Below are 26,670 nucleotides of genomic sequence, written 5' to 3'. Positions count from 1 at the left end.
AAACCGCGACATGATGTCGCGGTCTCGTCGGTGCGATGCGGTCTCGCGGAGTGGGCCTCGCGTCAGGCGGGGACGTGGGCCGGGTCGGCGACCTCGGACACCTCGGACACCTCGGACACGTCGGCGACCTCGGATGCGTCGGACACCTCGGACGCGTCGGCGACGTCGGCGGTCGCGCCCAAGCGCAGCTGCTCGAGGAGGTCGTCGCCGGGGCGCACCTCGTCGAACGGCGCCTCGATCTCGGCGCGCTGCAGCATCTCGGTCATGCGGCGGCGGCGCTGACGCGGGATGAGCGTCACGACGGTGCCCGCGCGACCCGCGCGGCCGGTACGGCCTGAGCGGTGCAGGTACGTCTTGTACTCGTCGGGAGCGTCGGCCTGGATCACCAGGTCGATGTCGTCGACGTGGATGCCGCGGGCTGCCACATCCGTCGCCACGAGGACACTGACGCGTCCCGAGGTGAGCCGCTCCAGGTTGCGCGTGCGCTTGGCCTGGTTGAGGTCACCGTGCAGGGCGACGGCCGAGATTCCGGCGTCGTCGAACTGCTCGGCGAGCATCTCGGCGAAGGCGCGCGTGCGGGCGAAGACCAGCGTCTTGCCGTCGCGGTCGACCAGCGAGGTGAGGATCTCGGCCTTGTCACGGTGGTCGATGACGAGGATGCGGTGGTCGATGGTGCTCGACTCCTGCGTCTCGCCGGCCACCTCGTACACCGCAGGGTCCACGAGGAACTCGTCCACGAGCGCGGCGACCTCACGGTCCAGCGTCGCCGAGAACATCAGCTTCTGCGCGCCGTCCTGCACGAGGCGGAGGATGCGCTGCATCGGCTCGAGGAATCCGAGCTCGCTCATGTGATCGGCCTCATCCAGCACGACGATGCGCACGTCGGAGAGGTCGAGCTTGCCCTGGCGGATGAGGTCTTCGATACGGCCCGGGGTTCCGATGATGATGTCGACGCCCTTGCGGAGCGCGCCCACCTGACGGGCCTGCGGCACGCCACCGTAGATCTGCGTGGTGAACAGGCCCACACTGCGGGCGATGGGCTGCACGGTGCGATCGATCTGCAGTGCGAGCTCGCGCGTCGGAGCGAGGATGAGCGCCTGCGGCAGGCGACCGAAGGCACGCTTCTGACCGGCCTGCGCGCGCAGGAGGCTCTCCACGAGCGGGGCACCGAAGGCGATCGTCTTGCCCGAGCCGGTACGGCCGCGTGCGAGAACGTCGCGGCCCTCGAGGATCGGGGCGACGGTCGCCGCCTGGATCGGGAACGGCGTGGCCGCACCGAGGTCGGCGAGCGTGCGGACGATGTTGTCGCCCAGCCCGAGGCTCGTGAACGTCACATCCGACGTCTCCTGCGTCTGAACGGCCTCGGCCTGAAGCTTCTCGTGCACGACGTCGACGTGCTGCTCGTGCGCCTTCGAGGCCGTCTCCGACTTCCAATCGGACCGGTTCGGTCCGGCATCGCGGCGGGGGCGGTCGGAGAAGTCGCGACGCGGGCGGTCGTCGAAGGACCGCGCGGGGCGGTCATCCCGGCGGGGACGGTCATCGAACGAACGCGCCGGACGGTCGCCGTACGAACGGGCCGGACGGTCATCACGAGCCGGGCGGTCGCTGTACGACCGCGCCGGGCGGTCGTCGTACGAGCGGGCCGGACGGTCATCACGAGCGGGGCGGTCATCCCGGCGCGGACGGTCATCGAACGAGCGCGCCGGACGGTCGCCGTACGAACGCGCCGGACGGTCATCACGAGCCGGACGGTCATCCCGGCGCGGACGGTCATCGAACGAGCGCGCCGGACGGTCGCCGTACGAACGCGCCGGACGGTCATCCCGGGCCGGACGGTCATCCCGACGCGGACGGTCATCGAACGAACGCGCCGGACGGTCATCGAACGAGCGCGCCGGGCGGTCGCCGTACGAACGCGCCGGACGGTCATCCCGTGCCGCACGGTCATCCCGACGCGGACGGTCATCGAACGAGCGCGCCGGACGGTCGCCGTACGAACGCGCCGGGCGGTCATCGAACGAACGCGCCGGGCGCTCGTCGAAGGAGCGACGAGGACGGTCGGTGGACCGGATGGCGCGAGCCTCGTCGCGACCGGCACGCTCCTGTGCGGTCCAGCGGCGCTTCGGCTCGGCGGTGCCGGCCTCGGCGGGGCGGTGACCGCGGTGGTTCGGGCTCTTGCTGCCCGGTCGCGAGGCTGCGGGCCGCGCGTCATCGGTGCGGCGCTTGCGGTCCTGGAACGCGGGCTTGTCGCCGTAGCGCGGTTCGAAGTTCTGGGCGGGCCGGCCGCCGGCCGGCTTCTTGTTCTTGGGCATGGGGAATCTTCCTGGGTTGTATTCGCGCAAACAGCACGCGCCGTGCGCACGGCACGGCACAAACCCGGACATCCGTCGGCCGGGGCCATTAACTCTGATGATCGTCGGAGCGGATTCGCTCCTCCCATCGGCCCCTTGGACTCACAAACCCATCCGCGCGCAGCGCAGTGTCCAAAGCCGACGAGTCCACGTTAGTGCACGAGCCTGGGAACATGCCCCGCGCTCCGCTCACCGGCATGTGGCACCGCTCCCAGAAGACTTCGCCGAAGAAAAAGCCGCCACGCCGACGTAAATTCCCGGTGACAGGGGTGCTTTGGCCTACTTTCACATGCCCCTCGGGCGATAGCATGACCGAGACGGCATGCCGTCGCGCTGGGGGTTTAGTTAGTGGGCCGTCCGGCGTTCGTTGACCGACGGGCACATGGGGAGCGGGGAGCTCGGCGGGCAATGGGCGCCCTGTCCGTTTGGGTGGAGTTACCCGAGAATGAGTGCCGTCGTACCCGTCACCCGAACGATTCTCATCGTGTCACCACGCGCACTCGTCGCGCGTCTGACGTCGATGCAGCTGGCCTTCGGGGTGCTCGTCGTGCTCATCGGCGGCATCCTGCTGTCGGTGCTGACGACGACCGATCCGCTGTGGTGGCACCTGCACTTCAGCCAGCTGGGCACCTTCCACGACACCTCCGGCGCCCTCTTCAACGGCACCCTCGTGGTCGGCGGCACCCTCGTGGCGGTCTACGCGTACCGGGTACGCCGCGATCTCGTCCGCCTGGGCGCCCTCGTCGGCCGCCGGGGCTCGGGCTGGGCCGCCCAGGTGTTCCTCACCACGATCGGCGTCAATCTGGCGCTGGTGGGATGCGTTCCCCTCAACGTCAACCAGTCCGTCCACGACAATGTCGCTGCGGGAATGGTCCTGGGCTTCGCCGCGCTCCTGCTCACGTCGCCGGTGCTCCTGCACCGGATGCCGCGGCGCCTGCTGCTGACGACCCTCGCCATCTTCGGATGCCTGTTCGCCGGTGGATGGCTGTTCGTCGACGGCACCATCAACCTCGCTCTGTTCGAAGTGATCGCCTTCAGCGCGATGTTCGCCTGGTCGGGCGTCTTCACCCATTGCCTGGGCGAGCGGGCGAAGGCCCCGGTCAGCCGGCCGGCCGCCCCCGACGCAGTCCGCGCCGTGTCGCCGGAGCCGGTGCCGGCGCCTCCGATTCGCTCATGTGCGTCTGAGTCGCGGCCGTGGCGTCCGAGCCGGCTCGCGCTGCCCGTCGCTCGCGTCGGCGGCGCGCCCGCTCGCCCCTCCGGCCGGTATCGTCGGCCAGCCGCTCGGGCCGCCGCTCCCGCCAGCCCTCGACCAGGTTGTAAAGGGTCGGCAGGACCAGCAGCGTCAGCACGGTCGACGATACGAGTCCGCCGATCACGACGATCGCGAGCGGCTGGGAGATGAACCCGCCCTGCCCCGTGATCCCGAGAGCCATCGGAGTCAGAGCGAAGATCGTCGCCAGCGCCGTCATGAGGATGGGCCGCAACCGCCTGGATCCGCCCGCGATGGTCGCGTCGTGGGCGCTGAGCCCCTGCTCGCGGTACTGATTCACGAGGTCGACCAGCACGATGGCGTTGGTCACCACGATGCCGATCAGCATGAGCACGCCGATGAGCGACGCGACTCCCAGCGGCACACCCGTGGCCAGCTGCAGCAGGATCGCACCCGTGGCGGCGAACGGCACCGAGATCAGCAGCAGGAGCGGCTGACGCAGTGACTTGAAGGTCGCCACCATGACGATGTAGACGATGAGGATCGCCGCCAGCAGGGCGAGCCCCAGCTGCGAGAACGCGTTCGTCTGGTCGGCGAGCACCCCGCCGATCTCGGCGCGCGCGCCGCTGGGCAGGTCGGCCGCCGCCAGCGCGCGGGTGACCGTGGCGGATGCGGCGGTGAGGTCGTCCGTCGAGGGGGTCACGGTCACCGTGGCGGTGCGCAGACCTCGCTGGGTCGTGATCGAGGCGGGCCCCTCGCTCTCCCCCACGGTGGCGATGGCGTCCAGCCGGATCGGGCCCGCCGCCGTGGGGACCTCCAGAGCCCGGAGCTCCTCCAGTGTGGTGGGCGGGTCGGAGACGGCGAGGTACACCGTGAGCGAGGTGCCGTCGATCTCCACCGTGCCGACCTGACGGGGCTGTCCCGCCGCCGACACGAGCCCGCCGACGGCGACCTCCGAGAGCCCGCGCTCGGCGGCCGCATCCCGGTCGACCGCGACCGAGATGTAGGGCAGTGAGGCTGCGAGGTTGCTCGACACCTGCCCGACGCCGGCGCGCCCGTCCAGCTCCGCCACGACGGCGTCGGCGGCCTGCTGCAGCGCTTCCCCGTCGGGGGCGCTCACGTCGATCGCGATGTCGGTCGACCCGAATCCGCCGCCGGCGGCGGCGACGGTGACCGTTCCGACGTCCTCGAGGTCGGCGACGGCCGCCTGCACGCGTTCCCGCACGGCGACCTGGTCGGCGTCGGGGTCGGTGGTGACGGAGTACGTCACGCCGCTGCCGCCGCCGGAGAACGCATCCCGCAGCGCCGATCCGCTCGAGCCGATCGACACCTGCACCGTCTCGATGCCGTCGACCTCGGCGAGGGCCTCCTCCACGCGCAGCGCGGCGGCATCCTCTGCCTCCAGGCTCGGCGCCGGACCGATGCTCTGGGTGATCGTGAACGTGTTCTGACCGGAGTCGCCGAGGAAGTTGGTCTTCAGGAAGGGAGCGGCCGCGCCGGTGCCGGCCAGGACGAGCACGGCGAGCCCGAGGGTGGCCCACGAGTGCTTGAGCGTCCAGGTGAGCACCGGCAGGTAGGCCTTCTGCAGCCGGCTGGGGGGCGCCTCGGGCGATTCCGGGTCGATCGGACGACCCTCCGCGTCCACCAGCTGCTTCCCCGGCCGCAGGAACCAGTACGCCAGCACGGGCACGATCGTCAGGGCGACGAACAGCGACGCGGTCATCGCGATCGCGACCGTCAGGGCGAAGGGCCGGAACAACTCGCCCGTGACATCGCCGACGAAGGCGATGGGCAGGAAGACGGCCACCGTCGTGATCGTGGACGCCGTGATCGCCGCGGCGACCTCCTTCACCGCCCGGATGATGGACCGCAGCTTGTCGGCGTCGCCGACGTAATGCCGCTTGATGTTCTCGATGACGACGATCGAGTCGTCCACGACGCGGCCGATGGCGATGGTGAGCGCACCGAGCGTCAGGATGTTGAGGGAGTACCCGAACGCCTGGATTCCGATGAAGGTGATCAGCACGCTCGTGGGGATCGAGATCGCGGTCACGATCGTCGAGCGCACCGACAGTAGGAACAGCAGGATCACGAGGACGGCGAACGCCAGACCCAGCAGCCCCTCTTCGGCGAGGGCCTCGATGGACTGCTGGATGTAGGGCGCCTGGTCGAACACGACTGTGAAGGACGCGCCCTCCAGCGATTCCTCCAGGTCGGGGAGGACGGCGAGCACGCCGCGGGAGACATCGACGGTGTTGGCCGCGGGGAGCTTGGTCACCGCGATCGTCAGCGCCGGCTCGCCGTCCACGCGGGAGACGCTGGAGACCGGATCGGTCTCCTCGGCCACGGTCGCGACGTCGCCGATCGTGGTGACTGCCGCGCCGAACTGGCCCGCCTCGGTGGGGACGAGCGGAAGGGCGGCGACGTCCTCGACGGAGGTGAGCTTGGCGCCGGTCTGAACCGTGAGGCTCTGGCCGTTCTCGGTGATCTCGCCGCCGGGGAAGAGCACCCCGTTCTGGTCGAGGGCGTCGGTGATGGCCTGTTGGGAGAATCCGCGCTCGGCCAGACGGGCCTGGTCGGGGGTGATCGTCACCCGCTGCCCGAGTCCGCCGACGATCTGCGCCGCGTTGACGCCGTCGACGTCCTCGAGGTCGGGGATGACCGTGGCCTCCAGGGTCGCCTGAGCGTTCTCGGCGTCATCGAACCCGGTGACGGCGATCTGGATGACCGGGAAGTCGTCGATGCTCGCAGAGATCACGTTGGGTTCGACCGACTCCGGCAGCTCGCTGTTGATGCGGTTGACGGCCTGAGTGATCTTCTGCTCGGCGGTGGCCAGGTCGGTGCCGTACGTGAACGACGCCGAGATGATCGAGGCGTTGGTGGTGCTCGTCGCGCTCGTGGATTCCAGTCCCGGCACACCTTGAATGGCCGTCTCGATCGGAGTGGAGACGTCGTTCTCGACGACCTCGGGCGACGCCCCCGGGTAGGTGGTCACCACGGCGAGCTGCGGGAACTCGATCGAGGGGATCAGTTCCTGCTTGAGGTTCACCAGGGCGAGCCCGCCGAAGACCGCGGCCACGATCGTGATGAGGGCGATGAGCGCGCGGTTCTTGAGGCTCAGGACGGCGAGATTCGACACGGATGCCCTTCGGACGTGACGTGGGATGACCGACACCGATGCCGGGCCCTCAGTATCCCACGCGTCACCTGGGCACTTCTCAGGTGAGGAGAGCCCCGCACACCGCTCCCAGCAGCGCGCAGATCACCGAGCCGACGAACGTTGCGACGGCGTAGCCGACCGCCGCGCGCGGGCGACGCTCCTCGGCCAGCAGCACGGTGGATACGGCCACCGAACTGAAGGTGGTGTACCCGCCGAGAAGACCCGCGCCGAGCACCCAGAGACCCGTGGAGTCCACGATGCCCGCCGAGATCAGCCCGAGGGCGAACGCTCCGGAGAGGTTCACGACGAGGATCCCCCAGGGCACACGCGAACCGGCGAGCCGTTGCACGACCAGGTCGAGCAGGTAGCGCAGCCCCGCCCCGGCACCGCCGGCCAGCGCCACCGCGGCGAACAGGGACGGCGTCATCGCGGTGCCTTCCGCCGACGTGCGACCACGACGCCGGCCCACGCCGCCAGGGTGCCCGCGATCACGGTGGCGGCGCCCCACGCCAGACCGGCCGGATCGACCGACTCCACGGCGAGGGCGCTGTAGGTCGTGAAGCCGCCCAGGATGCCCGCTCCGAGGAAGTGCTGTGCGCCGGCCGGGGTCCGGGCCGGCCTGGACCGCGTGCCTCCGCCGAGCACGAGCCCGAGCAGGAAGGCTCCCGTGACGTTGACGACCGGCACGAGGGCGGGCCCCAGCCCCTCGCCGAAGGCCAGTGTGATGCCCAGCCGCGCGGCGGTGCCGATCACCCCGCCGAGGATCACGAGCGCGAGGTGGACCCACGAGAACACACCGACACCCTAGCCCGGTGCCTCACTCCCCGAGGATGAGGCGGCGGATCGCAGCGTCTCGGGAGCCGTCCAGGTCCATGAGCTGCCCGCGCCGGTAGAGCGTGAAGACGCGCGGATCGATGTAGCTGCCCCGCGCCACGGAGGGAGTGTTGCCCAGCTTCTCCGCCGTGGCGCGCACGGCGAGCAGCTCTGCGCGCTTGAGGTCCGTCTTGGTGTCGACGGTGCCGATGCGCGCGAGGGTCTCGGCCGCGAGGATGGTGCCGCGCAGGGTGCGGAAGTCCTTCGCGGTGAACGATCCACCTGTCAGTGCCCGCACGTACGCGTTCACGTCGCCCGGCGTCAGGGGCACGCGGCGCCGGCCGCGGACATACGCCAGCAGGTGCGCGCGGGGACGGCCCGCGGCCAGCTCCGACACGGCGCGGGCGAGGTCTTCGTCGTCCAGCTCCAGGAGGGCGCGCTTGCCGCTCTTGGCCGGGAACGACAAGGTGACGTGCGAGCCGTCGACCTCGGCATCCCGGCGCAGGAGCGTCGTGAGACCGCGACTGCCGTTGCTGGCGAAGTACCGCGCGGACCCCACCCGCGGGGCGACCTGATCGAGCAGCCGGAAGGCCACCGCCAGCACACGCTCACGGTCGAGCTCCTCGCGGCGGATCGACTGCGTGACCCGTCGCCGGGCACGCGGAAGGGCGGCGGCGAGTTCGAGCGCGCGCGCGTACTTGCCCTTGTCGCGCTTCTTCGACCACTCCGGGTGGTAGACGTACTGGCGCCGGCCGGCGTCGTCGGTGCCGACGGCCTGGATGTGACCGCGCGCCTCGCGGGAGATCCACACTTCACGCCACGCGGGCGGGATGACCAGTGCGTGTGCGCGTTCGGCGTCCTCCGAGGGAGCCGGACGGCCCCGGTGGTCGACGTAGCGGAATCCGCGCCCCGAGCGCACGCGACGGTACCCCGGGTCCTCGAAAGGCCGGACCCGGATGAGTCGTGCCACCCTCAGTGGTTTCGGAGCATGGAGATGAGCTCGGACTTCTTCTTGCCCGAGTAGCCGCTCAGGCCGAGTTCCTTGGCACGCTTGCGCAGTTCGGCCACGGTGCGGTCTTCGTAGTTATCGGCGTTGGCCCCGCGGCTGCCCACCTTCGAGCGCCCCTGCGCCGCGGCGGCGTTGGAGATGCGTGCGGCCTTCTCCTTCGACGCGCCGTCCTTGCGCAGCTCCTCGTACATCTCGCGGTCCTTGAGGTTCGATCCACGTCCAGCGGGCATCGCGACTCCTTTCGACGGTCCGAAGGTACGAGGCCAGGAACGGGACTGACATGGGGTTGACAGGGAACGCCCCTTCCCTACGCGCGACGCGCGTGCTAGCACCCGGCTTCCGCGGTCGTCAACCCCTCGCATCCGCGGAGGTACACCGGGCATTGTGGATGAGCGCCGCACACGGCGCCCGACGCCCTGCCCTCCAGCGGGGCGTCGTCCTAGAGAAGGAGTAGACCTCGACATGAACATCGCCCTCCTCATCATCATCGTCGTCGCCATCGTGCTGGCCATCGTGGGCGGTCTGAACACCGCGCTCAACTGGCTGCTCTGGGTGGCACTGATCGTCGGCGTCATCGCGCTGATCGCATTCCTGTTCCGCGTCATCAGCGGACGCAAGAGCGTCTGACCCCCTGGATGGATCGGCGCTTCGGGTGCGCCGGATTCATCGCCTGCGCGATCTGATCGATCGCGACCACGGATGCCACGTCCTTCCCCCCAAGGGACGTGGCATCCGTTCTTTCCCTCACCAGGTCGTCTCGGCGTAGATCCTCAGCGCCGACCGCACGAACTCCGCCCCGGCCGTCCCGCCGGCACTCGTTGCGTAGGTCCGTGCGAAGCGGGGGTCGCCGACGTACATGTCGGCCAGTCCGAGGACATAGCCCGCCACATCGCCTCCGGGCTGCGCGGCCGGCGTACCCGGCACTTCCGTCAGCCAGGCGACGTGGCGCGCAGCCAGGTCCTGTGCGGCCTCACCGGCCGGATCGTCGCCGCGCTCGGCCGCGTCGATCCATTCGCGGATGAGAGCGGCCGTGCGCCGTGACCATTCCGATTTCTCCTCGGTCGATCGCGCACGCCACCACGCGTCCGAGCGCTCGTAGGCATCACTCCCCCAGCGCTGGACGACCTCCTCCCGGTGCTCCGTGTGATCGAATCCGTCGAACATCTCCTGTGCCATCAGGCGTCCACCTTCTCTTCTCTTCTCCAGGGTCTTCTCCACCGCGGCGATCTGCCGCGTCAGCCGTTCCTGCTCGCGGCGCAACCAGGCCAGATGCGTGGCGAGCGCCGACTCCTCCGAACCCTCCCGAGCCAGCACCTCGGCGATCTGGGCCAGGCCGAGTCCCAGTTCGCGCAGGAGGAGGATCCTCTGCAGCCGCACGAGTGCGTCCTCGTCGTAGTACCGGTACCCGTTGCCGCCGACGCGGGAGGGATGCAGCAGCCCGACGGCGCCGTAATGGCGCAGCGTGCGACTGGTCGTGCCGGTCAGCTGCGCGATCTGCTGAATGGACCATTCCATGTCCGTCCCCTTTCCCCTCCACGGTAGAAGTTGACGTCGCGTCAATGTCAAGCTCATCTCAGCGCCTTCGTCCCCTCAGCTCTTGACACAGACGCGATATATCGTGTTATTCTCCCCAGACGCGATATATCGCGATCCACCCTCTTCACCCTCAGGAGTTCTCATGACCCTCGAGAAGTGGCTCATCCACCCGGGCGAGACGCGCGTGATCGACATCGAGACCGTTCGTTCGCTCAAGGTCGGCCTGGTCGGCGGCCAGATCGACATCGTCGCCCACGACCAGCCGGGCGCCCGCATCGAAGTGCACGGCGTCACGGTGAAAGATCTGCGCATCGAGATCACCGACGACAGCCTCGAGATCGATCATCCTCAGCTGCGGTGGGACAACTTCCTGGAGGTGTTCCGCAACTTCGGAGCGGGCGGCCCGCGCGCGGAGATCAGTGTCGCGGTCCCCCGTGACATCGCCCTCACCCTCGGAGTCGTCAGCGCGAGCGCCCTGCTGTCGGGGCTGCACACCGACGCGCGGCTCAACACCGTCTCGGGCGACATCATCGTCGACGGCCTGACGGGCGATCTCAGCGTGAACGCCGTCTCCGGCGACGTGCAGGTGCGCCAGCTGCAGGGTGCCCTCAGCGCCAACAGCGTCTCGGGTGACATCGCGGCGACCGGCAGCGTGTCGAAGGCGTCGATCGACACCGTCTCGGGAGCCATGCTGGTGGACTCGCGCGGCACGGTCCACTCCATCGGCGTGAACACGGTCAGCGGCAACGCCACCATCCGCCTGGACGACGATCTTCCCGCCAACTACGCCGTGCGCAGCGTGAGTGGCCGCATCCTCATCGACGGTCAGACCCGCTCCGGGTCGGGACCGACCAACTACACCGGGTCCACCGGCGAACTCAGCGGTTCCTTCGTCGACGTGCGCGCCCACTCCGTCTCCGGGAACGTCACCGTCCTGCGCCGCGGATCATCCGGTGTGCGCCAGTCCGACCTCGAGGCCGAGGAGGAGTGGTGATGGCCGCCGTCTTCTCGCACGGCGACCTGCGCCTGTACCTCCTGAGCCTTCTGGACGAGTCGCCGCGCCACGGGTACGACCTCATGCAGGCGCTGTCCGATCGCACCGGCGGCACGTACACGCCCTCCGCCGGCACCGTCTACCCCCGCCTGGCGAAGCTGGAGGAGGAGGGGCTCGTGACCAAGACGGTCGAGGGACGCAAGACGGTGTACGAGATCACCGATGCGGGCCGGGCCGAGGTCGCCGCCCGCGCGGGCGAGCTCGACGGGATTCAGGCGGGACTGGCCGACAGCGTGCGCCTGATCGCCGACGAGGTGCGCGGCAGCGTCCGCGAGGCGATGCGGAGCCTTCGCGCCGACCTCGCCGCCGCGGCCAAGGAGGAGCGCCGCAGCGCGCCGGCCACCCCCGCCGACGACGTCCGCACGCGCAGCCGGGAACAGCTGCACCGCGCGGACGCGATCGTCAACGGCTTCCGCGCCCGCGTGCGCGCCGACCTGCGCACGCACGTCGCCCGCGGCGGAGAACTGAGCTCCGCAGTCATCGACGAACTGGAGACGGCGCTCGATGACGCATCCGGCGCGATCGTCCGCGCCATCCGGGGCTGAGGGTCAGCTCCAGACGATGTCCTGATCGTCGGGCACCGGATCGCCCAGCGGGATCACGAGCAGCGGCCGGTGCTGACGGTGACTCAGCCGCGCCGCCACCGAGCCGGTGAAGAACTCCCGCAGCGAGTCGCCGAAGCCGCGCTTGCGGGTGCCGACGACCAGCAGCTTGGCGTCGATGCGCTCGGCCAGGTGCTTGATGGCGAGGGCCGGATCGCCGACCAGCTGATGCACGCTCCACGGCACAGGGCACTCGGCCAGGGCCGCTTCGGCGGCCGCGCGCACCTCGTTGAGCTCGACCTCGCCTCCACCGACGTCGAGATCGATGGGCGCGGAGTGCACGAAGCCGTCGGGGTCTTCGAACGTGACGAAGCGGGTGACATCCACGTGCGCGATCACCAGTGGCGCCGACAGCAGCCGCGCATAACGCGCGGCTTCGATGATGACCCGGGGGGATTGCCCGGGAACGGCGCCGACGATCACCGCACCGTGTGGAGCATCCGCGGCGGCGGCGGCTCGTTGCTCCGGACTGCCGGCTGCTTCGTCGACCATCTGCATCCCCTCGCGTCCGGCCGCCGCGCAGAGAGGGCGGAAGGCCACCGTGATATCCTGAATGCTACTCTTACCGGTTTCTATCCGGATCCGTGAATGCGTCGGGCCGCGAACAGCCCGCGTTGTCGAACATGAGGGGGTCTCGCATGGGGCGTGGCCGTCAAAAGGCGAAGCACACCAAAATCGCCCGGGAGCTGAAGTACGACACGTACTCGGTGAACCTCGCCGCCCTCGAGCGAGAGCTCGGTCACAACGGCGAGGACGAATACGTCGACAAGTGGGCCGACGAGCACGAGGACAAGCTCGAAGGCGAAAAGGCCTGACACCCCACTGAGGGGCAGGCCCGTCAGCGAAGACGGTCGGCTGCAGCGGTGCTGCGGCCGACCGTTTCGCTGTGCGCGCGGCGCGGTCAGGACTGCTGGCTGCCCTCGACCCACGCGAGGTACTCGGGGGTGACGGTGCCCGTGACGTACCGGCCGTCGAAGCAGCTCATGTCGAGGTCTTCGACGTCGGATCCCTCGAGGATCGCCGCCTTGAGGTCTTCGACCTCCTGGTAGACCAGGTAGTCGCAGCCGAGCTCCTCGGCGATCTCGGGCACCGTGCGGCCGTGGGCGACGAGCTCCTGGCGTGAGGGCATGTTGATGCCGTACACGTGGGGATAGCGCACCGGCGGGGCCGCCGAAGCGAACGTCACCGTCTTGGCTCCCGCATCCCGCGCCATCTGGATGATCTCGCGGCTCGTGGTCCCGCGCACGATCGAGTCGTCGATGAGCAGGACGTTCTTGCCCTTGAACTCGCTGGACATCGCGTTGAGCTTCTGGCGCACGCTCTTCTTGCGCACCGCCTGCCCGGGCATGATGAAGGTGCGGCCGACGTACCGGTTCTTGTAGAAGCCCTCGCGGTACTCCAGCCCGAGCTTGCGGGCGACCTGCATCGCCGCCGGCCGCGAGGAGTCGGGGATCGGCATCACGACGTCGATGGTTCCCGGCGGGGTGTACTTCGCGATGGTGTCGGCGAGCCGCTCCCCCATCCGCAGCCGTGCCTCGTACACCGAGATGCCGTTCATGATCGAGTCCGGTCGCGCGAGGTACACGTACTCGAAGGAGCAGGGCTTCAGCACGGGGGCGGACGCGACCTGTCGCGTGTGCAGGGTGCCGTCGAGCGTGACGAAGACGGCCTCGCCGGGCATCACGTCGCGGACCACCTCGAAACCGGCGTTCTCCAGCACGAGCGACTCGGAGGCGACGACCCACTCGTACCCGGCGGTGCCTGAGCCGGTCGGCGAGGCGACGGGACGGGTCCCCAGGATGAGGGGCCGGATGCCGAAGGGGTCGCGGAAGGCGAGGAGCCCGTGCCCGGCGATCAGGGCGATGGCCGCGTACGATCCCTCGACCCGCTCGTGTACGCGCGCGACCGCGCGGAACACCTGGTCGGGATCGAGGTCGGGCTCGGTGATCTCGGACTGCAGCTCTGACCCGAGGATGTTCACCAGCAGCTCGGTGTCGGACGTGGTGTTCAGGTGCCGGCGGTCTTTGTGGAAGAGCTGATCGGTGAGCTCGCGCGTGTTGGTGAGGTTGCCGTTGTGCACCAGGACGATGCCGTACGGAGCGTTCACGTAGAACGGCTGCGCCTCCTCCTCGCTGGAGGCGGTGCCCTTCGTGGCGTACCGGACGTGGCCGAGGCCGATCTCACCCAGGAGCGTGCGCATGTCACGCGTGCGGAAGGCCTCGCGCACCATGCCGCGCTGCTTGTTGATGTGGAAGACGCCGTTCGCCTCCGCGGTGGCGATCCCGGTGGAATCCTGCCCACGGTGCTGCAGCAGCAGCAGGGCGTCGTAGATCTCCTGATTGACCGGGCCGCGCCCGACCATGCCGACGATGCCGCACATGGGGTGTTATTCCGCTCCGTTCCCGGGTGACCCGGTGCTGCCGGCGGGGGTGCCGCCGCTGTCCGCGTACGCGCCGACGAGGCGCACCGCGCCGCCGTCGACGCCCTTGGCGCCCTGCTCGAAGTCGCCGTCCGGGCGCTGCCCGTCGCGGACGACACCCACCTGCCACGTCGCGATGCCGTCGGCGGCGAGGGCGGCGGCCGCCGCATCCGCGTGCTCGGCGGCGACGACGGCGAGGAAGCCCACGCCGAGGTTCCACGTGGACTCGGTGGCGGCCAGCGGCATGTCGCCGAGGTCGGCGAGGACGCGGAAGACGGGCGGCGGCGACCACGTGGCGCGATCGACGTCGACCCACGTTCCCCGCGGCAGCACGCGGGCCAGGTTGGCCGCGATGCCTCCGCCGGTGACGTGGCTCAGCGCGTGCACGCCGGCGTCGCCGGAGAGCAGCCGCAGGAGCGGGGCCGTGTACAGGCGCGTGGGCTCGAGGAGCACCTCACCCCACGTCGTGCCGAAGTCGGCGGCGTGATCGCCGTAGCCGATGCCGCGGCCGGCGACGATGTGCCGGACGAGGGAATAGCCGTTGGAGTGCAATCCGCTGGAGGCCAGGGCCAGCACGACGTCGCCGGCGGCGACGCGCTCGGCCCCGAGCACCTTGTCGGCCTCGACGACGCCGGTCGCCGCACCCGCGACGTCGTAGTCGTCCGGTCCGAGCAGGCCGGGGTGCTCGGCCGTCTCGCCGCCCACGAGCGCTGTCCCGGTTTCGGAGCATCCGCGGGCGATGCCCGCCACGATCGCCGCGATGCGCTCGGGCACGACCTTGCCGCACGCGATGTAGTCGGTGAGGAAGAGGGGCTTCGCCCCCACCACGACGATGTCGTCGACGACCATGCCGACCAGATCGATGCCGATGGTGTCGTGCTTGTCGACGGCCTGCGCGATGGCCACTTTGGTGCCCACGCCGTCGGTGCTGGTGGCCAGCAGCGGCTTCGTGTACGCCCGCAGCGCCGTCGCGTCGAACAGCCCGGCGAATCCGCCTACGCCGCCGAGGACCTCCGGCCCGTGGGTGCGGCGTACCGCCGACTTCATCAGCTCGACCGCTCGGTCACCCGCCGCGGTGTCGACGCCGGCTTCGGTGTAGGGGTTGTGGGACGCCACGCCCTCAGCCTAGCGGCGCTCCCGGAGGCCTCGGCGCCGCGTGCGGGCGTTCGGCGAGCGGGGCGGGTGCGGCGCGGCCGGAATGATGCGCGCAAGGGGAGGAAAGGGGTGCGGAGAGGCTCCTATGATGGGCGGCATGCGGGACGGGAACGGTCCGGAGTGGGTGATCCGCGAGGACGCGGGTCAGCCGGTGCTCGTCGCGCTCTACCTGCGACAGGCCCTGGGGATCCGCTCCCCCGACGAGCTCCCCCACCTCCGCGGGGCGCCCCCGCGGATCGAGCACAACCGGCCCGACGACCTCCAGGCGCTGCTGGAGCGCCAGTGGCGCGCGTACTGGGCGATGACGGTCGAACCGCAGGCGCATCCGTCCCCCGAACCGCTCGACCTGGTCGACGGATTCGACACGCTCGTCGCGCTGCCTTCGTCCGCGGGCGCGCTGCGCAATGCGATCATGCCGTACTCCGAGTCGGCGGTCGGGTTCGCCCGAACCGCACATGAGCGCTACCGCGTCAACGCCAAGCCGGGTGTGTCGTACCGGGCGTACGCGAGCGCCATCGCCGAGCACGAACGTCAGGTGGGCCGGCGCGCGCACTCGTTCGAGCTGAACGTGCAGGTGCTTCCGCTGTCCCAGCGTGGCGTGTGGTGGATCGGATCGCTGACGGTGGCGGTGACCGACGGTCTGCGCGGCGATGTCGTCGCCTTCGACGCGGCCATCCACCCGATCATCGCCGAGCTGGCCTGAGGGCTCAGCCGGGCCGGTTCACCGACTCGTGGTCGACGCGCACGTCGCGCGTGCGCTTGCCCACGACACGGTCGAGGATCAACGCCATCGCGCCGGCGAGGGCGATCCCCACGGGCACGCAGATGAGGGTGATGAACCCGAACACCTGCAGGCTCGAGTACTGCATGCCCGAGTTCGGGCTCACCATCGAGGTGCCGTCGAAGGCGAAGGTGAGGATCATCGCCACCAGCAGGCCGAGCGCCGCCCCCAGGGCGAGGAACACGCCGTACTTGGGAGCGCGGCGCACGCGCACCGTCTCGATGTCGTCCCGCACGGACGGCGGCTGCTGATCGGACATGCCTCTATTGTCGCACCGCGGTCGGCGGCCGGCTCGTGCCCACCGGCTGGATCCGTCAGGGACGCAGCGGCAGAAGCTCGGTCAGGTTGGCCCGGACGCCGGAGGCGGCGATGCGGCCCGAGTCCGCCGCATCCGCCCACGACTCCCCGCCGGTGGCGAGGGCGATCCACGTCTGCGGGTCGGTCTCCACCACGTTCGGGGGTGTGCCGCGCGTGTGGCGCGGACCCTCGATCACCTGGACGGCACCGAAGGGCGGCACGCGCACCTCGACGGTCTGGCCCGGCGCCTTCTCGGCCAGCAGCTGCAGCAGGTAGCGGACGGCGGTGGCCAGGTCGGTGCGGGCCGGCGCCGCACCGGCCGTGCGGGCCTCGGAGACGGCGGCCAGTGCACGACGGCCCTCGGCCGTGTCGATCCTTCGCGGCATGACTCCACGCTACGCCGCCACCGCAGTGGCGCGCGGCCACGGGCGGGCGGGTGCGGGCTGGGTAGGCTGGGCGCGTGCGAATCCTCGTCCTCGGCTCCGGTGCCCGCGAGCACGCCCTCATCCTCGCCCTGCGGTCCGAAGACGCCGATCACGCGATCTTCGCCGCTCCCGGCAACGCCGGCATCGCCGCCGACGCCCACCTCGTGCCCCTGGACCCGAGCGATCCGGTCGCGGTGACCGAGTTCGCCGGCACCGAGAGCATCGGCCTCGTCATCGTCGGACCCGAGGCGCCGCTCATCGCCGGCGTCGCCGACGCCCTGCGCACCCGCGGCATCCCGGTGTTCGGCCCCGGCAAGGCGGCCGCGCAGCTGGAGGGCTCCAAGGCTTTCGCGAAGCGCGTGATGGATGCCGCGGGCGTCCCCACCGGCCGCGCGATCCGTGCCCACACCCTCGCGGAGGTCGCCGACGCCCTCGACGAGCTCGGAGCTCCGCACGTGGTCAAGGCCGACGGGCTCGCCGCCGGCAAGGGCGTGCTCGTCACCGACGACCGCGCCGCCGCGCTCGCCCACGCCGAGACGTATCTGACCGGCGCCCCGGTGCTCGTGGAGGAGTTCCTCTCCGGCCCGGAGGTGTCGCTGTTCTTCCTCAGCGACGGCGACAGCGTGCTGCCCCTCAGCCCGGCGCAGGACTACAAGCGCCTGCGCGACGGCGATGCCGGCCCCAACACCGGCGGCATGGGGGCGTACTCGCCGCTGCCATGGCTCTCCGAGCGCTTCGGCGGCGAGGAGGAGTTCGTCGACCTCGTCACCCGCGACATCGCCCGTCCCGTCATCCGGCAGCTGGATGAGGAGGGCACGCCGTTCATCGGGCTCCTCTACGCCGGCCTCATCCTCACCGACGAGGGCGTCAAGGTCATCGAGTTCAATGCGCGCTTCGGCGACCCCGAGACGCAGGTCGTGCTGCCGCGGCTGGTGGATCCGCTCTCCGAGCTGCTGCTGGCCGCAGCATCCGGTCATCTCGAGGACCGTCCGCGCCCCGCCTTCGCCGAGGCGACCGCCGTGACCGTCGTCCTCGCGAGCGAGGGCTACCCGGAGGCGCCGGTCACGGGCCGGACGCTGAGCGGCCTGGAGGAGGCCGGCGCCGTCGACGGCGTGCACCTGGCCCACGCCGCCACCGTGCGCGACGGTGCCCACCTGGTCGCCTCGGGCGGGCGCGTGCTCAGCGTCGTCGGGCTGGGCACGACGTTCCACGAGGCGCGCACCCGCGCGTACGACGCCATCGGCCGCATCGGCCTGGAGGGCGCCCAGTACCGCACCGACATCGCCGACCGCGTGCTCGAGGCCTGACGCCGGGCACCGGGATAATGGGCCGGGTGACCCACACCCTGGAACTTCCCGGCTGGACCCATGTGTACTCCGGCAAGGTGCGCGACCTGTACGTGCCGCAGGGCACATCCGAGGGTTCCCGGCCGACGCGCATGCTCGTCGTGGCGAGCGACCGCGTGAGCGCGTTCGACCACGTCCTCTCCCCCGGAATCCCCGGCAAGGGCACGATCCTCACCACCCTGAGCCTGTGGTGGTTCGACCGCCTGGCCGGCGGCGACGGAGGCCGCCGCATCCCGAACCACCTCATCCCCGACCACGTGCTCGTGGGCGACGCGGCGCTCGAGCTCATCCCGGAGCAGGTCGCCGGCCGCGCGATGGTGGTCGCCGCCCTGGACATGCAGCCGATCGAATGCGTCGTGCGCGGGTACCTCACCGGGTCGGGATGGGCCGAGTACCGCGAATCGGGGACGGTGTGCGGCATCCCGCTGCCCCAGGGCCTCGGCGACGGCGACCGGCTTCCCGAGCCGCTGTACACCCCGGCCTTCAAAGCGCCGATGGGCGAGCACGACGAGAACATCTCCTACGAACGCAGTGTCGAACTGGTCGGCGCCGACACCGCGGCTGAGCTGCGCGACCTGTCGCTGGAGATCTACCGCCGCGCCGCCGCGACCGCCGAGGAGCGCGGCCTCATCCTCGCCGACACGAAGTTCGAGTTCGGGCGCAATTCCGCCGGTGCCCTCGTGCTCGCCGACGAGGTGCTCACCCCCGACTCGTCGCGATACTGGGATGCCGCCGCATGGCGGACCGGCGCCACCCCCGCCGAGCGGATGGCGAGCTTCGACAAGCAGATCGTGCGGGACTGGCTTGCGGAGCACTGGGACCGTCAGGGCGAGCCGCCGGCACTCCCCGACGGCATCGTGCAGCGCACGCAGGCCCGGTACGCAGAGCTGCTGCAGCGGCTCACCGGTCACTGAGATCCGGCGCGGGGCCACCGACGGCGGACGCGGCGTAACCGCGCCGAAACGCCGCGTATCGCTATGGTGTCGGAGGCGCTACCCGAGGAGGACCCCGATGCCGGTGTGGAAATTGCATGGAAACGGCCGAACCGTCGAGCCCGGCGCGGTCGTGCGCCCCGATGAGCGGCTGAACTGGCCCGCGACGATCGCGGTGGGCGTGCAGCACGTCGTCGCGATGTTCGGCGCGACCTTCCTCGTCCCGGTGCTGACCGGATTCCCCGTCTCCACGACGCTGCTGTTCTCCGGCATCGGGACGCTGCTGTTCCTCCTCGTCACCCGCAACAAGCTCCCCAGCTACCTCGGCTCCTCGTTCGCCTTCATCGCGCCGGTCACCGCCGCCACCGCCTCGGCGGGGATGGGATCGGCGCTGGCCGGTATCGTCGCCGTCGGCGTGCTGCTGGCCGCGATCGGCTTCGTCGTGCAGTTCGCCGGCATCGGCTGGATCGACAAGCTCATGCCGCCGGTGGTGGCCGGCGCGATCGTCGCACTCATCGGCTTCAACCTCGCCCCCGTGGCGTGGGACAGCTACCAGCAGCAGCCGCTGCCCGCCACGATCACCCTGGCCGCGGTCATCCTCTTCAGCGTGATGTTCCGCGGTTTCCTCGGTCGCATCTCGATCGTCCTGGGTGTCGTCGTGGGCTACCTGGTCACCGTCGTGCTGCAGCTGGTCACGGGTGAGCAGCTCATCGACTTCGCCCCGGTGGCGGATGCCGCGTGGATCGGGCTGCCCGAGTTCCACCTCGCCGACTTCGCGTCGCCTGGCACGTGGAGCGTCATCGCGATGTTCCTGCCGGTCGCGCTCGTCCTCATCGCCGAGAACGTCGGACACGTGCGCGGCGTCGCCACCATGACCGACCCTTCGGTGAACCGCTCCACCGGCCGCGCGCTCATCGCCGATGGCGCCGCGACGACCCTGGCCGGCGCCTTCGGCGGCTCGGGCACCACCACTTACGGCGAGAACATCGGCGTCATGGCCGCCACGCGCGTGTACTCCACCGCGGCCTACTGGGTCGCCGGGTCCGCCGCGATCGTGCTGAGCCTGTCGCCGAAGATCGGCGCGGTGTTCAACACCATCCCGCCGGGCGTCCTCGGCGGCGTCACGACGGCCCTGTACGGACTCATCGGCATCATCGGCATCAAGATCTGGGTCGACAACCGCGTGGACTTCTCCCGCCCGGTCAACCAGTACACCGCGGCGGTATCGCTCGTGATGGCCATCGCCGGGTTCACGATGGTCTGGGGCGAGTTCTCCCTCGGTCCGATCGTGCTCGGCGCCGCGGCGGCCCTGGTGATCTACCACCTCGGCAACCTCGTCGCCCGGCTCCGCAAGACCGGTGCCGATGACGGCGGGCCGATCCCGGCCGTCGGGCAGCTCGGCGGCGACCCGCTCGACAGCGACCCCCGCTGACCCGGCGGCGGCCGGCGCCCACCGCTCGCGCGGCGCCGGCCGCCGCGTCCGTCCGCGCGGCGGCCCCGCCGCATCCGTCCGTCAGGACTCAGGCGGACTCGCGCACCACGAGCTCGATGGGCAGGATCGTCGAGTGCGCGGCGTCCCTGCCCGCGAGCAGGTCCAGCAGCACCGCCGCCATGCTCGCGCCCTGGCCGCGGGAGGGCTGGCGGATCGTCGTGAGCGCCGGGGTGACCGCCGTCGCCACGGGCGAGTCGTCGAAGCCGATCAGTGCGAGATCCCCGGGCACCGAGACCCCCGCCTCGCGCAGCGTGGCCAGCGCCCCGCGCGCCATCAGGTCGCTGGCGACGAACAGCCCGTCGGGGGCCGCGCCGGACTCGAGGATGCGGCGCATCGCGTCGGCGCCCCCCGCCTCCGAGAAGTCACCGTCCTCGACGGCCACCAGATCCAGTCCGGCCTTCTCGGCCGCCTCGCGGAAGCCGCGGAGCCGGTCGGTGGCCGAGGTCATCGTCGCCGGTCCGGAGATGCTCGCCAGGCGGCGGTGCCCCTGCTCGACGAGATAGCGCGCCGCCTCCCGGCCGCCGCCGACGTTGTCGATGTCGACGTAGTAATCCGACGGACCGATCCGCCCGGGGCGGCCGCCGTAGACGACCGGCAGGTCGGCGGCGATGAGGTCGAGGAACGTGTCGCTCGTGTGGTGCGACGCGACGATGACCCCGTCCACACTTCCGCTGCGCAGGTACGTGGTCGCCTTGTCGTGCGGATCGTCGCTGGCGATGATGAGGTTCAGGACGTACTCGGACTGCGCCATCCGCTCGTGGACTCCGGCGACGATCGACGCGAAGAACGGATCGCCGAAGAACCGGTCGGTGTCTTCGGGGATCACGAAGGCGATCGCGTGGGTCTGCCGGCGCGCGAGCGAGCGCGCGGCTCGGTTGGGCACGTAGTTGAGGTCGGCGATCGCGCGGCGCACCGCATCCAGCGCCGTCGGTGAGACGGCCGTCGATCCGTTGACCACGCGCGACACCGTCGAACGCGACACGCCTGCGCGCGCCGCGACCTCTTCGATCGTGACGGCTTCCCGCGTCATGAAGCTCATCGGCCCCTCCTCGCCGAGCGGGACGCTACGCGTGGGCGGGATCGTCCAGCGCGCGGTCGGCGATGATGCGACTGTATCGAAGCCCGGAGCGCTTGATCGACCGCTCCTGGGTCTCGTAATCCACACGCACGATGCCGAACCTCTTGTCGTAACCCCACGCCCATTCGAAGTTGTCCAGCAGCGACCAGTAGAAGAAGCCTCGGACATCCACACCCTGGTCGATCGCGTCGAGGATCGCCCCGAGGTGCAGCTCGACGAACTCGGTGCGTTCGGCGTCGTCCACCTCCACGCGGCCGTCCACGACGACCGGCTCGTCCTCGTACGCCGCGCCGTTCTCGGTCACGACGAGGGCCACGCCGCGCTCGGCGGTGTACTCCTCGTGGACGCGGCGGAGCAGGCGGGTCAGACCCTCCGGCTGCACCTCCCAGTTCATCGACGTGCGGGGCAGCCCGCGATCGTGCCAGAAGATGTTCTCCGACGCCGGGAACGGCGACTGCGTGCGGCGCGACGTCGGCGCGTCGCCGCCGCCGGGGGCATCCGCCGGCGGGCGACCCGCGACGAAATCGCCGTGGTAGTAGTTGACGCCCAAGGTGTCCAGCGGAGCGGCGATCGTCTCCAGGTCGCCCGGGTGCACGGCGGCTTCCAGGACCGCCACGGCCTCGGGGTCCACGCGACGGAAGTCGTCGAGGATGTCGCCGGGATACCTGCCGCGGAACACCGGGTCGAGGAACCAGCGGTTGAACTGCCCGTCGATGCGACGGGCGGCATCGACGTCGGCCGGATCCGTGGCATCCACCGGATCGGCGACGGTGAGGTTGAGCGTGACGCCGAGGTTGAGGGACGCGTCGCGCGCGCGCAGCTCGCGGATCGCGGTGCCGTGACCCAGCAGCAGGTGGTGGGCCGACAGCATCCCCTCGGCCGCCGAGTAGTGGCCGGGTGCGTGCGCACCGGCGGTGTAGCTGAGGAACGACGAGCACCACGGCTCGTTGAGGGTCGCCCAGTCCTGCACGCGGTCGCCGAGCGCGTCGTGCATGTCGAGGGCGTACTCGGCGAAGCGCTCGCTGGTCTCGCGCACGGTCCATCCGCCGCGCTCCTCGAGCGCCTGCGGCAGGTCCCAGTGATACAGCGTCAGCCACGGGCGGATGCCGGCACCCAGCAGTTCGTCGACGAGCCGGCGGTAGAAGTCCAGACCCGCCTGGTTCAGCGGACCGCCGTCGGGGCGCACGCGCGACCACGACGTGGAGAAGCGGTAGGTCTGCAGGCCGAGCTCCTTCATGAGCGCGACGTCCTGCGGGTACCGGTGGTAGTGGTCGCACGCGACATCGCCGTTGTCACCGCGCAGCACGGCACCCGGCACGCGGCAGAACGCGTCCCAGATGCTCGCACGCCGGCCGTCCTCGAACGCGGCGCCCTCGATCTGGAAGGCGGCCGTCGCGGCGCCGAACCGGAAGCTCGGCGGGAACTCGCGCAGTCCGGGGCGCGCCGAAAGGGCGGTGGTGGTCATGGAAGGGGGATCCTCTCGTCGGATGTCGGTCACGCCTCAGCCCTTCACGGCCCCGGCCATGATCCCGCTGATCAGCTGCTTGCCCGCGATGATGAACAGCACCAGAAGGGGGATCGTCGCCAGGACCGCGCCGGTGAGGACGATCGAGTAGTCGATGTAGAAGCCGGACTGCAGCTGGCTCAGCGCCGTCTGCAGCGTCGGGTTGGACGGGCTGAGCACGATCAGCGGCCACAGGTAGTCGGTCCACGCCGTCATGAAGGTGAACAGCCCGAGGATCGCCATCGCCGGGCGGGCCGCGGGCAGACCCACCGTCAGGAACGTGCGGAACTGGTTGGCCCCGTCCATGCGGGCAGCCTCGATGAGCTCGTCCGGGATGACGTCGACGAGGTACTGGCGCATGAAGAACACCCCGAACGCCGTCACGAGCGTCGGCACGATGACCGCGCCGATGGTCCCGGTCCAGCCGAGTTCGCGCATGACCATGAACAGCGGGATGATGCCCAGCTGCGTGGGGATCGCCATGGTGGCGATGACGAAGACCAGGAGGCCGTCGCGGCCGCGGAAGCGGAGCTTGGCGAAGGCGTATCCGGCGATCGTGGAGAACGTCACGACCGACAGGGTGATGATCGCCGACACGAGCACCGAGTTGCCCAGCGCGAGCCAGAAGGGGATCGCGTCGAACACGCGCGCCGCGTTGGCGAGGAAGTTGCCGCCGGGGATGAGAGGCAGCGTCTCGCCGCGCGTGGCGTTGGTCCCCGACCCGACGACGAACGACCACCACAGCGGGTAGGCGCTGCCGATGATGAACGCCGCCAGCAGGCCGTAGGTGAGGAAGCCGGGGCGGCTGCCGATGCCGGCGGGACCCGCCTCGCGCGGCTTGCGGCCGCCGGCGCGTCGCGGGCTGCGCGGGCGGTCGGGCTCGACCGCATCCACCTGCACCGGGGGAAGGGGCTCGGGGATCGTGATGCTCATGCGTCCGCTCCGTTCTGTGCGCCGCGGCGCGCAGCCCTGCGCGCCCGACGCGTCGGCCTGCCCTCGCCGGTGGCGATGCGGCGGGCGATCAGGAAGTTGATGATGCCGATGCCGACGATCAGCAGGAACAGCAGCCAGGCGACCGCCGACGCCTCGCCCAGGTTGCGGCGGAAGAACGCCAGCTCCCACAGGAAGAGCACGGTGGTCTGGAACTGCCGGTCGCTTCCGCCGATGCCGCCCGCGGTGGAGACATCGAACAGGCGCGGCTCGGCGAAGATCTGCAGCCCGCCGATCGTCGCGGTGATGACGACGAAGATGAGCGTCGGACGGATCGTCGGGATCGTGATCGAGAAGAACCGGCGCACCGCCCCCGCGCCGTCGATCGCGGCCGACTCGTACAGGTCGCGCGGGACCGCCTGCATCGCCGCGAGCAGGATGAGGGCGTTGTAGCCGGTCCAGCGGAAGTTGACCATGATCGCGATCGCGAGGTGGCTCAGGAACGTGTCGTGCTTCCACTGCTGGTCGGCGATGCCGATCAGGTTGAGCAGGTTGTTGGCGAGGCCGTCGGCCTCGTTGAAGATGCTCGAGAAGATCAGCGCGGTCGCCACGGGGGTGACGACGAAGGGCAGCAGGACGCTCATGCGCCAGAAGGTGGGCGCCCGCAGACCACGGTCGAGGAGGTAGGCCACCACCAGTGCGACGGCGAGCTGGGGGATCGCCGAGAGCAGGAAGATGCTCAGGGTGTTGAAGATGGAGTTCCAGAACATCCGGTCGCCGAGGATCTCGACGAAGTTGCCGAATCCGACGAACTCCCCCTGGCCCTTGAGCAGGTCCCATTCGAACAGCGAGACGTTGAGGGTGTAGATCAGGGGGAACAGCCCGACGAGCCCGAAGAGCAGGAAGAAGGGCGCGATGTACAGGTAGGGCGAGGCCTTCTGGTCGGCCTTGGACATCCGCTGACGCAAGCGCGAACGGCGGGGAGCGGGAGGCGGGGCGTCGGCGGCGACGGTGTCGGGGCGGATCGCGGTGGCAGTCATGTCGAGTCCTCTCGAGGAAGGCGCATGCGGGGTCCCGGACGAGTCCGGAGACCCCGCATGCGTCAGCCGATCGCTAGTCGACCAGGTCGTTCAGCAGGTCGAGCGACTGCTGCCAGGCACCGTCGGTGTCGGTCTCGCCGCGGTCCAGTGCCGACAGCGGCGGGCCGAACACGTTCTCCTGGATGACGGAGTCCTGCGGTCCCTTGAACTGCGCGATCACGCCCTGGGCGCGCTCGGCGAGGATGGCACCGGTCGGAGCGTCGTTGAAGAACTCGTGGGGCGTGGCCTCGGCGGCGAGCGCCTCCTGCGCCTCGATCGTGCTGGGGAAGTTGCCCGCTGCGGCGGACTGCTTCACCTGCTGCTCGGGCTGGGTCAGCCAGTCGGCCAGCTTCGCGGCCTCTTCTTTGTGCTCGGAGGTCTCGGTCACGGAGAGGAAGGCGCCACCCCAGTTGACCGGGCCGCCGGGGAAGACGTCGGCGAAGTCCCAACCGGTGGTGGCGTCGCCGCCGCCGGCCTCGGCGTTGCCCTGCAGGACGCCGAGCATCCAACCGGGGCAGACGAACGTCGCGAAGGTGCCGTCGACGAACGACTTGCCGCCGTTCCAGTCCCACGCCGCCTGCGCAGCCGACAGGCCGTCTTCAGCGGCCGCGCCGAGCAGCTCGAACCGGTCCTGCAACTCGGTGTTGCCTTCGACGTTCAGCTCGCCGTCGGCGGTGTAGTAGCCCTCGGGCAGCTGGTTGACCATCGAGTTCCAGACGAACCCGGAGTGGTCGTACCAGGCCTTGCCGGTGGTCTCCTTGTACTGGCGGCCCACGTCGAAGTAGTTCTGCCAGTCACCCTCGAGGAGGGTCGCGACCTCGGCACGGTCGGTGGGCAGGCCCGCGGCGGCGAATGCCGGGCCGTTGTAGCACAGGCCGACCGGGCCGATGTCGGTGCCGTAGCCGATGACACGACCCTCGGGGTCGGTGGCCTGGTCGTACTTCCACTCCACCCAGTCGGACTTGCGATCCTCGATGCCGTGATCGCGCAGGTCGACGAAGTTGTCGGAGACCTCCATGATCGCCCCGAGCCAGCCCTCTTCGATAGCGACGATGTCGGACAGGCCCGAGCCGGCGGCGAGCTTGGTGAACGCATCCGTGCGGGCGTTACCGCCCGTGTCGATGTTGGTCGCCTCAATGGTGATGTTCGGGTTCAGCTCTTCGTACTCCGCGTAGAGGTCGTCGTAGCCGAAGGTGCCGAAGGTCGTGATCGACAGCGTGATGTCGCCGTCGGAGTCGCCCTCTGCGGCGCCCCCGCCGGCGCAGCCGGCGAGCACGAGAGCTGTGGTGGATGCGACGGCTGCCACGAGGGCGGAGCGTCGCAGGACGCGTGATGACACAGGTCACTCCTTTGTGGGTGGTGTTCGGACGGCTTCAGCGTGGGAGCGCTCTCACCGGATTGACGGTCAGCGTATGGGATCGCTCCCACGAAGTCAAGGGAGCGCTCCCATGGCGCGTCGGAGCCGTGCGGTGAGGCCGGAACGACGCCTCCCGGCGG

At 70.3% G+C, this 26,670-nt stretch carries 25 protein-coding genes and 1 pseudogene; 9 read left to right on the top strand and 17 right to left on the bottom strand.

Going from position 1 to position 26,670, the window contains the following annotated elements:
• Positions 1 to 62: 62 nt before the first annotated feature.
• A complete protein-coding gene (locus E4K62_RS00715; RefSeq protein WP_135062619.1) occupies positions 63 to 2,312 on the bottom strand; it encodes a DEAD/DEAH box helicase in 2,250 nt (749 codons plus the stop codon).
• A gap of 421 nt (positions 2,313 to 2,733) precedes the next feature.
• Here E4K62_RS00715 and E4K62_RS19035 point away from each other — a divergent pair.
• Positions 2,734 to 3,357: pseudogene (locus E4K62_RS19035) on the top strand (DUF998 domain-containing protein); the annotation flags it as partial.
• A 94-nt stretch (positions 3,358 to 3,451) separates the two neighbouring features.
• On the opposite strand, the gene E4K62_RS00705 reads toward E4K62_RS19035, so the two are convergent.
• The 5 genes from E4K62_RS00705 to E4K62_RS00685 form a co-directional block, all read right to left on the bottom strand.
• Complete coding sequence (locus E4K62_RS00705) at positions 3,452 to 6,700, bottom strand: efflux RND transporter permease subunit (protein WP_240742766.1); 3,249 nt, start codon at positions 6,698 to 6,700, stop codon at positions 3,452 to 3,454.
• A gap of 79 nt (positions 6,701 to 6,779) precedes the next feature.
• Positions 6,780 to 7,148 carry a fluoride efflux transporter FluC gene (locus E4K62_RS00700; protein WP_135062615.1) on the bottom strand — a complete coding sequence of 123 codons (369 nt, stop codon included), beginning with the start codon at positions 7,146 to 7,148 and terminating at the stop codon, positions 6,780 to 6,782.
• Positions 7,145 to 7,516 carry a fluoride efflux transporter FluC gene (locus E4K62_RS00695; protein ID WP_135062613.1) on the bottom strand — a complete coding sequence of 124 codons (372 nt, stop codon included), beginning with the start codon at positions 7,514 to 7,516 and terminating at the stop codon, positions 7,145 to 7,147. The genes E4K62_RS00700 and E4K62_RS00695 overlap by 4 nt, the downstream gene beginning before the upstream one ends.
• Before the next feature lie 22 nt (positions 7,517 to 7,538).
• On the bottom strand, positions 7,539 to 8,504 hold the full coding sequence (locus E4K62_RS00690) for a DNA topoisomerase IB (protein WP_135062611.1): 966 nt from the start codon (positions 8,502 to 8,504) through the stop codon (positions 7,539 to 7,541).
• Positions 8,505 to 8,506: 2 nt separating this feature from the next.
• The gene (locus E4K62_RS00685) at positions 8,507 to 8,773 is read right to left on the bottom strand and encodes a DUF7218 family protein (protein WP_135062609.1); all 267 of its coding nucleotides are present in this window, start codon (positions 8,771 to 8,773) and stop codon (positions 8,507 to 8,509) included.
• Positions 8,774 to 9,005: 232 nt separating this feature from the next.
• Between E4K62_RS00685 and E4K62_RS18590 the strand changes: the two genes are divergently transcribed.
• Positions 9,006 to 9,170, top strand: a complete 165-nt coding sequence (locus E4K62_RS18590) for a DUF2207 domain-containing protein (RefSeq protein ID WP_147911271.1) — start codon at positions 9,006 to 9,008, stop codon at positions 9,168 to 9,170.
• 117 nt (positions 9,171 to 9,287) lie between these two features.
• Here the strand turns inward: E4K62_RS18590 and E4K62_RS00680 are convergent, their stop codons facing one another.
• Positions 9,288 to 10,058 (bottom strand): MerR family transcriptional regulator, encoded by a 771-nt coding sequence (locus tag E4K62_RS00680; RefSeq protein WP_135062607.1) that lies wholly within the window; start codon positions 10,056 to 10,058, stop codon positions 9,288 to 9,290.
• Between the two features lie 163 nt (positions 10,059 to 10,221).
• On the opposite strand from E4K62_RS00680, the gene E4K62_RS00675 reads away from it, so the two are divergent.
• A complete protein-coding gene (locus tag E4K62_RS00675; RefSeq protein WP_135062605.1) occupies positions 10,222 to 11,073 on the top strand; it encodes a DUF4097 family beta strand repeat-containing protein in 852 nt (283 codons plus the stop codon).
• Positions 11,073 to 11,678, top strand: a complete 606-nt coding sequence (locus tag E4K62_RS00670) for a PadR family transcriptional regulator (protein ID WP_135062603.1) — start codon at positions 11,073 to 11,075, stop codon at positions 11,676 to 11,678. Before E4K62_RS00675 ends, E4K62_RS00670 begins: the two co-directional genes overlap by 1 nt.
• A gap of 3 nt (positions 11,679 to 11,681) precedes the next feature.
• Here E4K62_RS00670 and E4K62_RS00665 read toward each other — a convergent pair whose 3' ends face one another.
• Positions 11,682 to 12,227: a universal stress protein gene (locus E4K62_RS00665; RefSeq protein WP_135070664.1), complete on the bottom strand. Its 546-nt coding sequence runs from the start codon at positions 12,225 to 12,227 to the stop codon at positions 11,682 to 11,684.
• Between the two features lie 146 nt (positions 12,228 to 12,373).
• Between E4K62_RS00665 and E4K62_RS00660 the strand changes: the two genes are divergently transcribed.
• Positions 12,374 to 12,550, top strand: a complete 177-nt coding sequence (locus tag E4K62_RS00660) for a DUF3073 family protein (RefSeq protein WP_135062601.1) — start codon at positions 12,374 to 12,376, stop codon at positions 12,548 to 12,550.
• Positions 12,551 to 12,636: 86 nt separating this feature from the next.
• Here E4K62_RS00660 and purF read toward each other — a convergent pair whose 3' ends face one another.
• Positions 12,637 to 14,115, bottom strand: a complete 1,479-nt coding sequence (purF, locus tag E4K62_RS00655; RefSeq protein ID WP_135062599.1) for an amidophosphoribosyltransferase — start codon at positions 14,113 to 14,115, stop codon at positions 12,637 to 12,639.
• Between the two features lie 6 nt (positions 14,116 to 14,121).
• Positions 14,122 to 15,270, bottom strand: a complete 1,149-nt coding sequence (gene purM, locus E4K62_RS00650; protein WP_135062597.1) for a phosphoribosylformylglycinamidine cyclo-ligase — start codon at positions 15,268 to 15,270, stop codon at positions 14,122 to 14,124.
• A gap of 136 nt (positions 15,271 to 15,406) precedes the next feature.
• Here purM and E4K62_RS00645 point away from each other — a divergent pair, with 136 nt between their 5' ends.
• Positions 15,407 to 16,012: a zinc-binding alcohol dehydrogenase gene (locus tag E4K62_RS00645; RefSeq protein WP_135062595.1), complete on the top strand. Its 606-nt coding sequence runs from the start codon at positions 15,407 to 15,409 to the stop codon at positions 16,010 to 16,012.
• 4 nt (positions 16,013 to 16,016) lie between these two features.
• On the opposite strand, the gene E4K62_RS00640 is transcribed toward E4K62_RS00645, so the two are convergent.
• Both E4K62_RS00640 and E4K62_RS00635 read right to left on the bottom strand, forming a co-directional pair.
• Entirely contained in the window at positions 16,017 to 16,349 is a 333-nt protein-coding gene (locus E4K62_RS00640) for a potassium transporter Trk (protein WP_135062593.1), read from the bottom strand.
• A gap of 55 nt (positions 16,350 to 16,404) precedes the next feature.
• Entirely contained in the window at positions 16,405 to 16,773 is a 369-nt protein-coding gene (locus E4K62_RS00635) for a sterol carrier family protein (protein ID WP_135062591.1), read from the bottom strand.
• Positions 16,774 to 16,847: 74 nt separating this feature from the next.
• Here E4K62_RS00635 and purD point away from each other — a divergent pair, with 74 nt between their 5' ends.
• The 3 genes from purD to E4K62_RS00620 all read left to right on the top strand — a co-directional run bounded on the left by purD (position 16,848) and on the right by E4K62_RS00620 (position 20,522).
• The gene (purD, locus tag E4K62_RS00630) at positions 16,848 to 18,119 is read left to right on the top strand and encodes a phosphoribosylamine--glycine ligase (protein WP_135062589.1); all 1,272 of its coding nucleotides are present in this window, start codon (positions 16,848 to 16,850) and stop codon (positions 18,117 to 18,119) included.
• 17 nt (positions 18,120 to 18,136) lie between these two features.
• Positions 18,137 to 19,072, top strand: a complete 936-nt coding sequence (locus tag E4K62_RS00625; protein ID WP_135062587.1) for a phosphoribosylaminoimidazolesuccinocarboxamide synthase — start codon at positions 18,137 to 18,139, stop codon at positions 19,070 to 19,072.
• A gap of 97 nt (positions 19,073 to 19,169) precedes the next feature.
• On the top strand, positions 19,170 to 20,522 hold the full coding sequence (locus E4K62_RS00620; RefSeq protein WP_135062585.1) for a uracil-xanthine permease family protein: 1,353 nt from the start codon (positions 19,170 to 19,172) through the stop codon (positions 20,520 to 20,522).
• Positions 20,523 to 20,610: 88 nt separating this feature from the next.
• Here the strand turns inward: E4K62_RS00620 and E4K62_RS00615 are convergent, their stop codons facing one another.
• The 5 genes from E4K62_RS00615 to E4K62_RS00595 all read right to left on the bottom strand — a co-directional run bounded on the left by E4K62_RS00615 (position 20,611) and on the right by E4K62_RS00595 (position 26,512).
• Entirely contained in the window at positions 20,611 to 21,621 is a 1,011-nt protein-coding gene (locus E4K62_RS00615) for a LacI family DNA-binding transcriptional regulator (RefSeq protein WP_187270431.1), read from the bottom strand.
• Positions 21,622 to 21,646: 25 nt separating this feature from the next.
• A complete protein-coding gene (locus tag E4K62_RS00610; protein WP_135062583.1) occupies positions 21,647 to 23,125 on the bottom strand; it encodes a GH1 family beta-glucosidase in 1,479 nt (492 codons plus the stop codon).
• A gap of 36 nt (positions 23,126 to 23,161) precedes the next feature.
• Positions 23,162 to 24,097 (bottom strand): carbohydrate ABC transporter permease, encoded by a 936-nt coding sequence (locus E4K62_RS00605; RefSeq protein ID WP_240742763.1) that lies wholly within the window; start codon positions 24,095 to 24,097, stop codon positions 23,162 to 23,164.
• On the bottom strand, positions 24,094 to 25,134 hold the full coding sequence (locus E4K62_RS00600) for a carbohydrate ABC transporter permease (RefSeq protein WP_135062581.1): 1,041 nt from the start codon (positions 25,132 to 25,134) through the stop codon (positions 24,094 to 24,096). Before E4K62_RS00600 ends, E4K62_RS00605 begins: the two co-directional genes overlap by 4 nt.
• A gap of 73 nt (positions 25,135 to 25,207) precedes the next feature.
• Entirely contained in the window at positions 25,208 to 26,512 is a 1,305-nt protein-coding gene (locus E4K62_RS00595) for an ABC transporter substrate-binding protein (protein WP_135062579.1), read from the bottom strand.
• Positions 26,513 to 26,670 lie beyond the last annotated feature (158 nt).

The sequence above is a fragment of the Microbacterium wangchenii genome (assembly GCF_004564355.1).
Lineage (GTDB): Bacteria > Actinomycetota > Actinomycetes > Actinomycetales > Microbacteriaceae > Microbacterium > Microbacterium wangchenii.
The sequence above is the reverse complement of the archived record's forward strand: the minus strand, read 5'-3'. Positions and strand labels throughout refer to the sequence as shown.

Coding starts and splice junctions, on each gene's coding strand:
- E4K62_RS00715 (WP_135062619.1), bottom strand. CDS start 2,312: ATGCCCAAGAACAAGAAGCCGGCCGGCGGCCGGCCCGCCCAGAACTTC.
- E4K62_RS00700 (WP_135062615.1), bottom strand. CDS start 7,148: ATGACGCCGTCCCTGTTCGCCGCGGTGGCGCTGGCCGGCGGTGCCGGG.
- E4K62_RS00685 (WP_135062609.1), bottom strand. CDS start 8,773: ATGCCCGCTGGACGTGGATCGAACCTCAAGGACCGCGAGATGTACGAG.
- E4K62_RS18590 (WP_147911271.1), top strand. CDS start 9,006: ATGAACATCGCCCTCCTCATCATCATCGTCGTCGCCATCGTGCTGGCC.
- E4K62_RS00680 (WP_135062607.1), bottom strand. CDS start 10,058: ATGGAATGGTCCATTCAGCAGATCGCGCAGCTGACCGGCACGACCAGT.
- E4K62_RS00675 (WP_135062605.1), top strand. CDS start 10,222: ATGACCCTCGAGAAGTGGCTCATCCACCCGGGCGAGACGCGCGTGATC.
- E4K62_RS00670 (WP_135062603.1), top strand. CDS start 11,073: ATGGCCGCCGTCTTCTCGCACGGCGACCTGCGCCTGTACCTCCTGAGC.
- E4K62_RS00665 (WP_135070664.1), bottom strand. CDS start 12,227: ATGGTCGACGAAGCAGCCGGCAGTCCGGAGCAACGAGCCGCCGCCGCC.
- E4K62_RS00660 (WP_135062601.1), top strand. CDS start 12,374: ATGGGGCGTGGCCGTCAAAAGGCGAAGCACACCAAAATCGCCCGGGAG.
- purF (WP_135062599.1), bottom strand. CDS start 14,115: ATGTGCGGCATCGTCGGCATGGTCGGGCGCGGCCCGGTCAATCAGGAG.
- E4K62_RS00645 (WP_135062595.1), top strand. CDS start 15,407: ATGCGGGACGGGAACGGTCCGGAGTGGGTGATCCGCGAGGACGCGGGT.
- E4K62_RS00640 (WP_135062593.1), bottom strand. CDS start 16,349: ATGTCCGATCAGCAGCCGCCGTCCGTGCGGGACGACATCGAGACGGTG.
- E4K62_RS00635 (WP_135062591.1), bottom strand. CDS start 16,773: ATGCCGCGAAGGATCGACACGGCCGAGGGCCGTCGTGCACTGGCCGCC.
- E4K62_RS00625 (WP_135062587.1), top strand. CDS start 18,137: ATGGGCCGGGTGACCCACACCCTGGAACTTCCCGGCTGGACCCATGTG.
- E4K62_RS00620 (WP_135062585.1), top strand. CDS start 19,170: ATGCCGGTGTGGAAATTGCATGGAAACGGCCGAACCGTCGAGCCCGGC.
- E4K62_RS00615 (WP_187270431.1), bottom strand. CDS start 21,621: ATGAGCTTCATGACGCGGGAAGCCGTCACGATCGAAGAGGTCGCGGCG.
- E4K62_RS00610 (WP_135062583.1), bottom strand. CDS start 23,125: ATGACCACCACCGCCCTTTCGGCGCGCCCCGGACTGCGCGAGTTCCCG.
- E4K62_RS00605 (WP_240742763.1), bottom strand. CDS start 24,097: ATGAGCATCACGATCCCCGAGCCCCTTCCCCCGGTGCAGGTGGATGCG.
- E4K62_RS00600 (WP_135062581.1), bottom strand. CDS start 25,134: ATGACTGCCACCGCGATCCGCCCCGACACCGTCGCCGCCGACGCCCCG.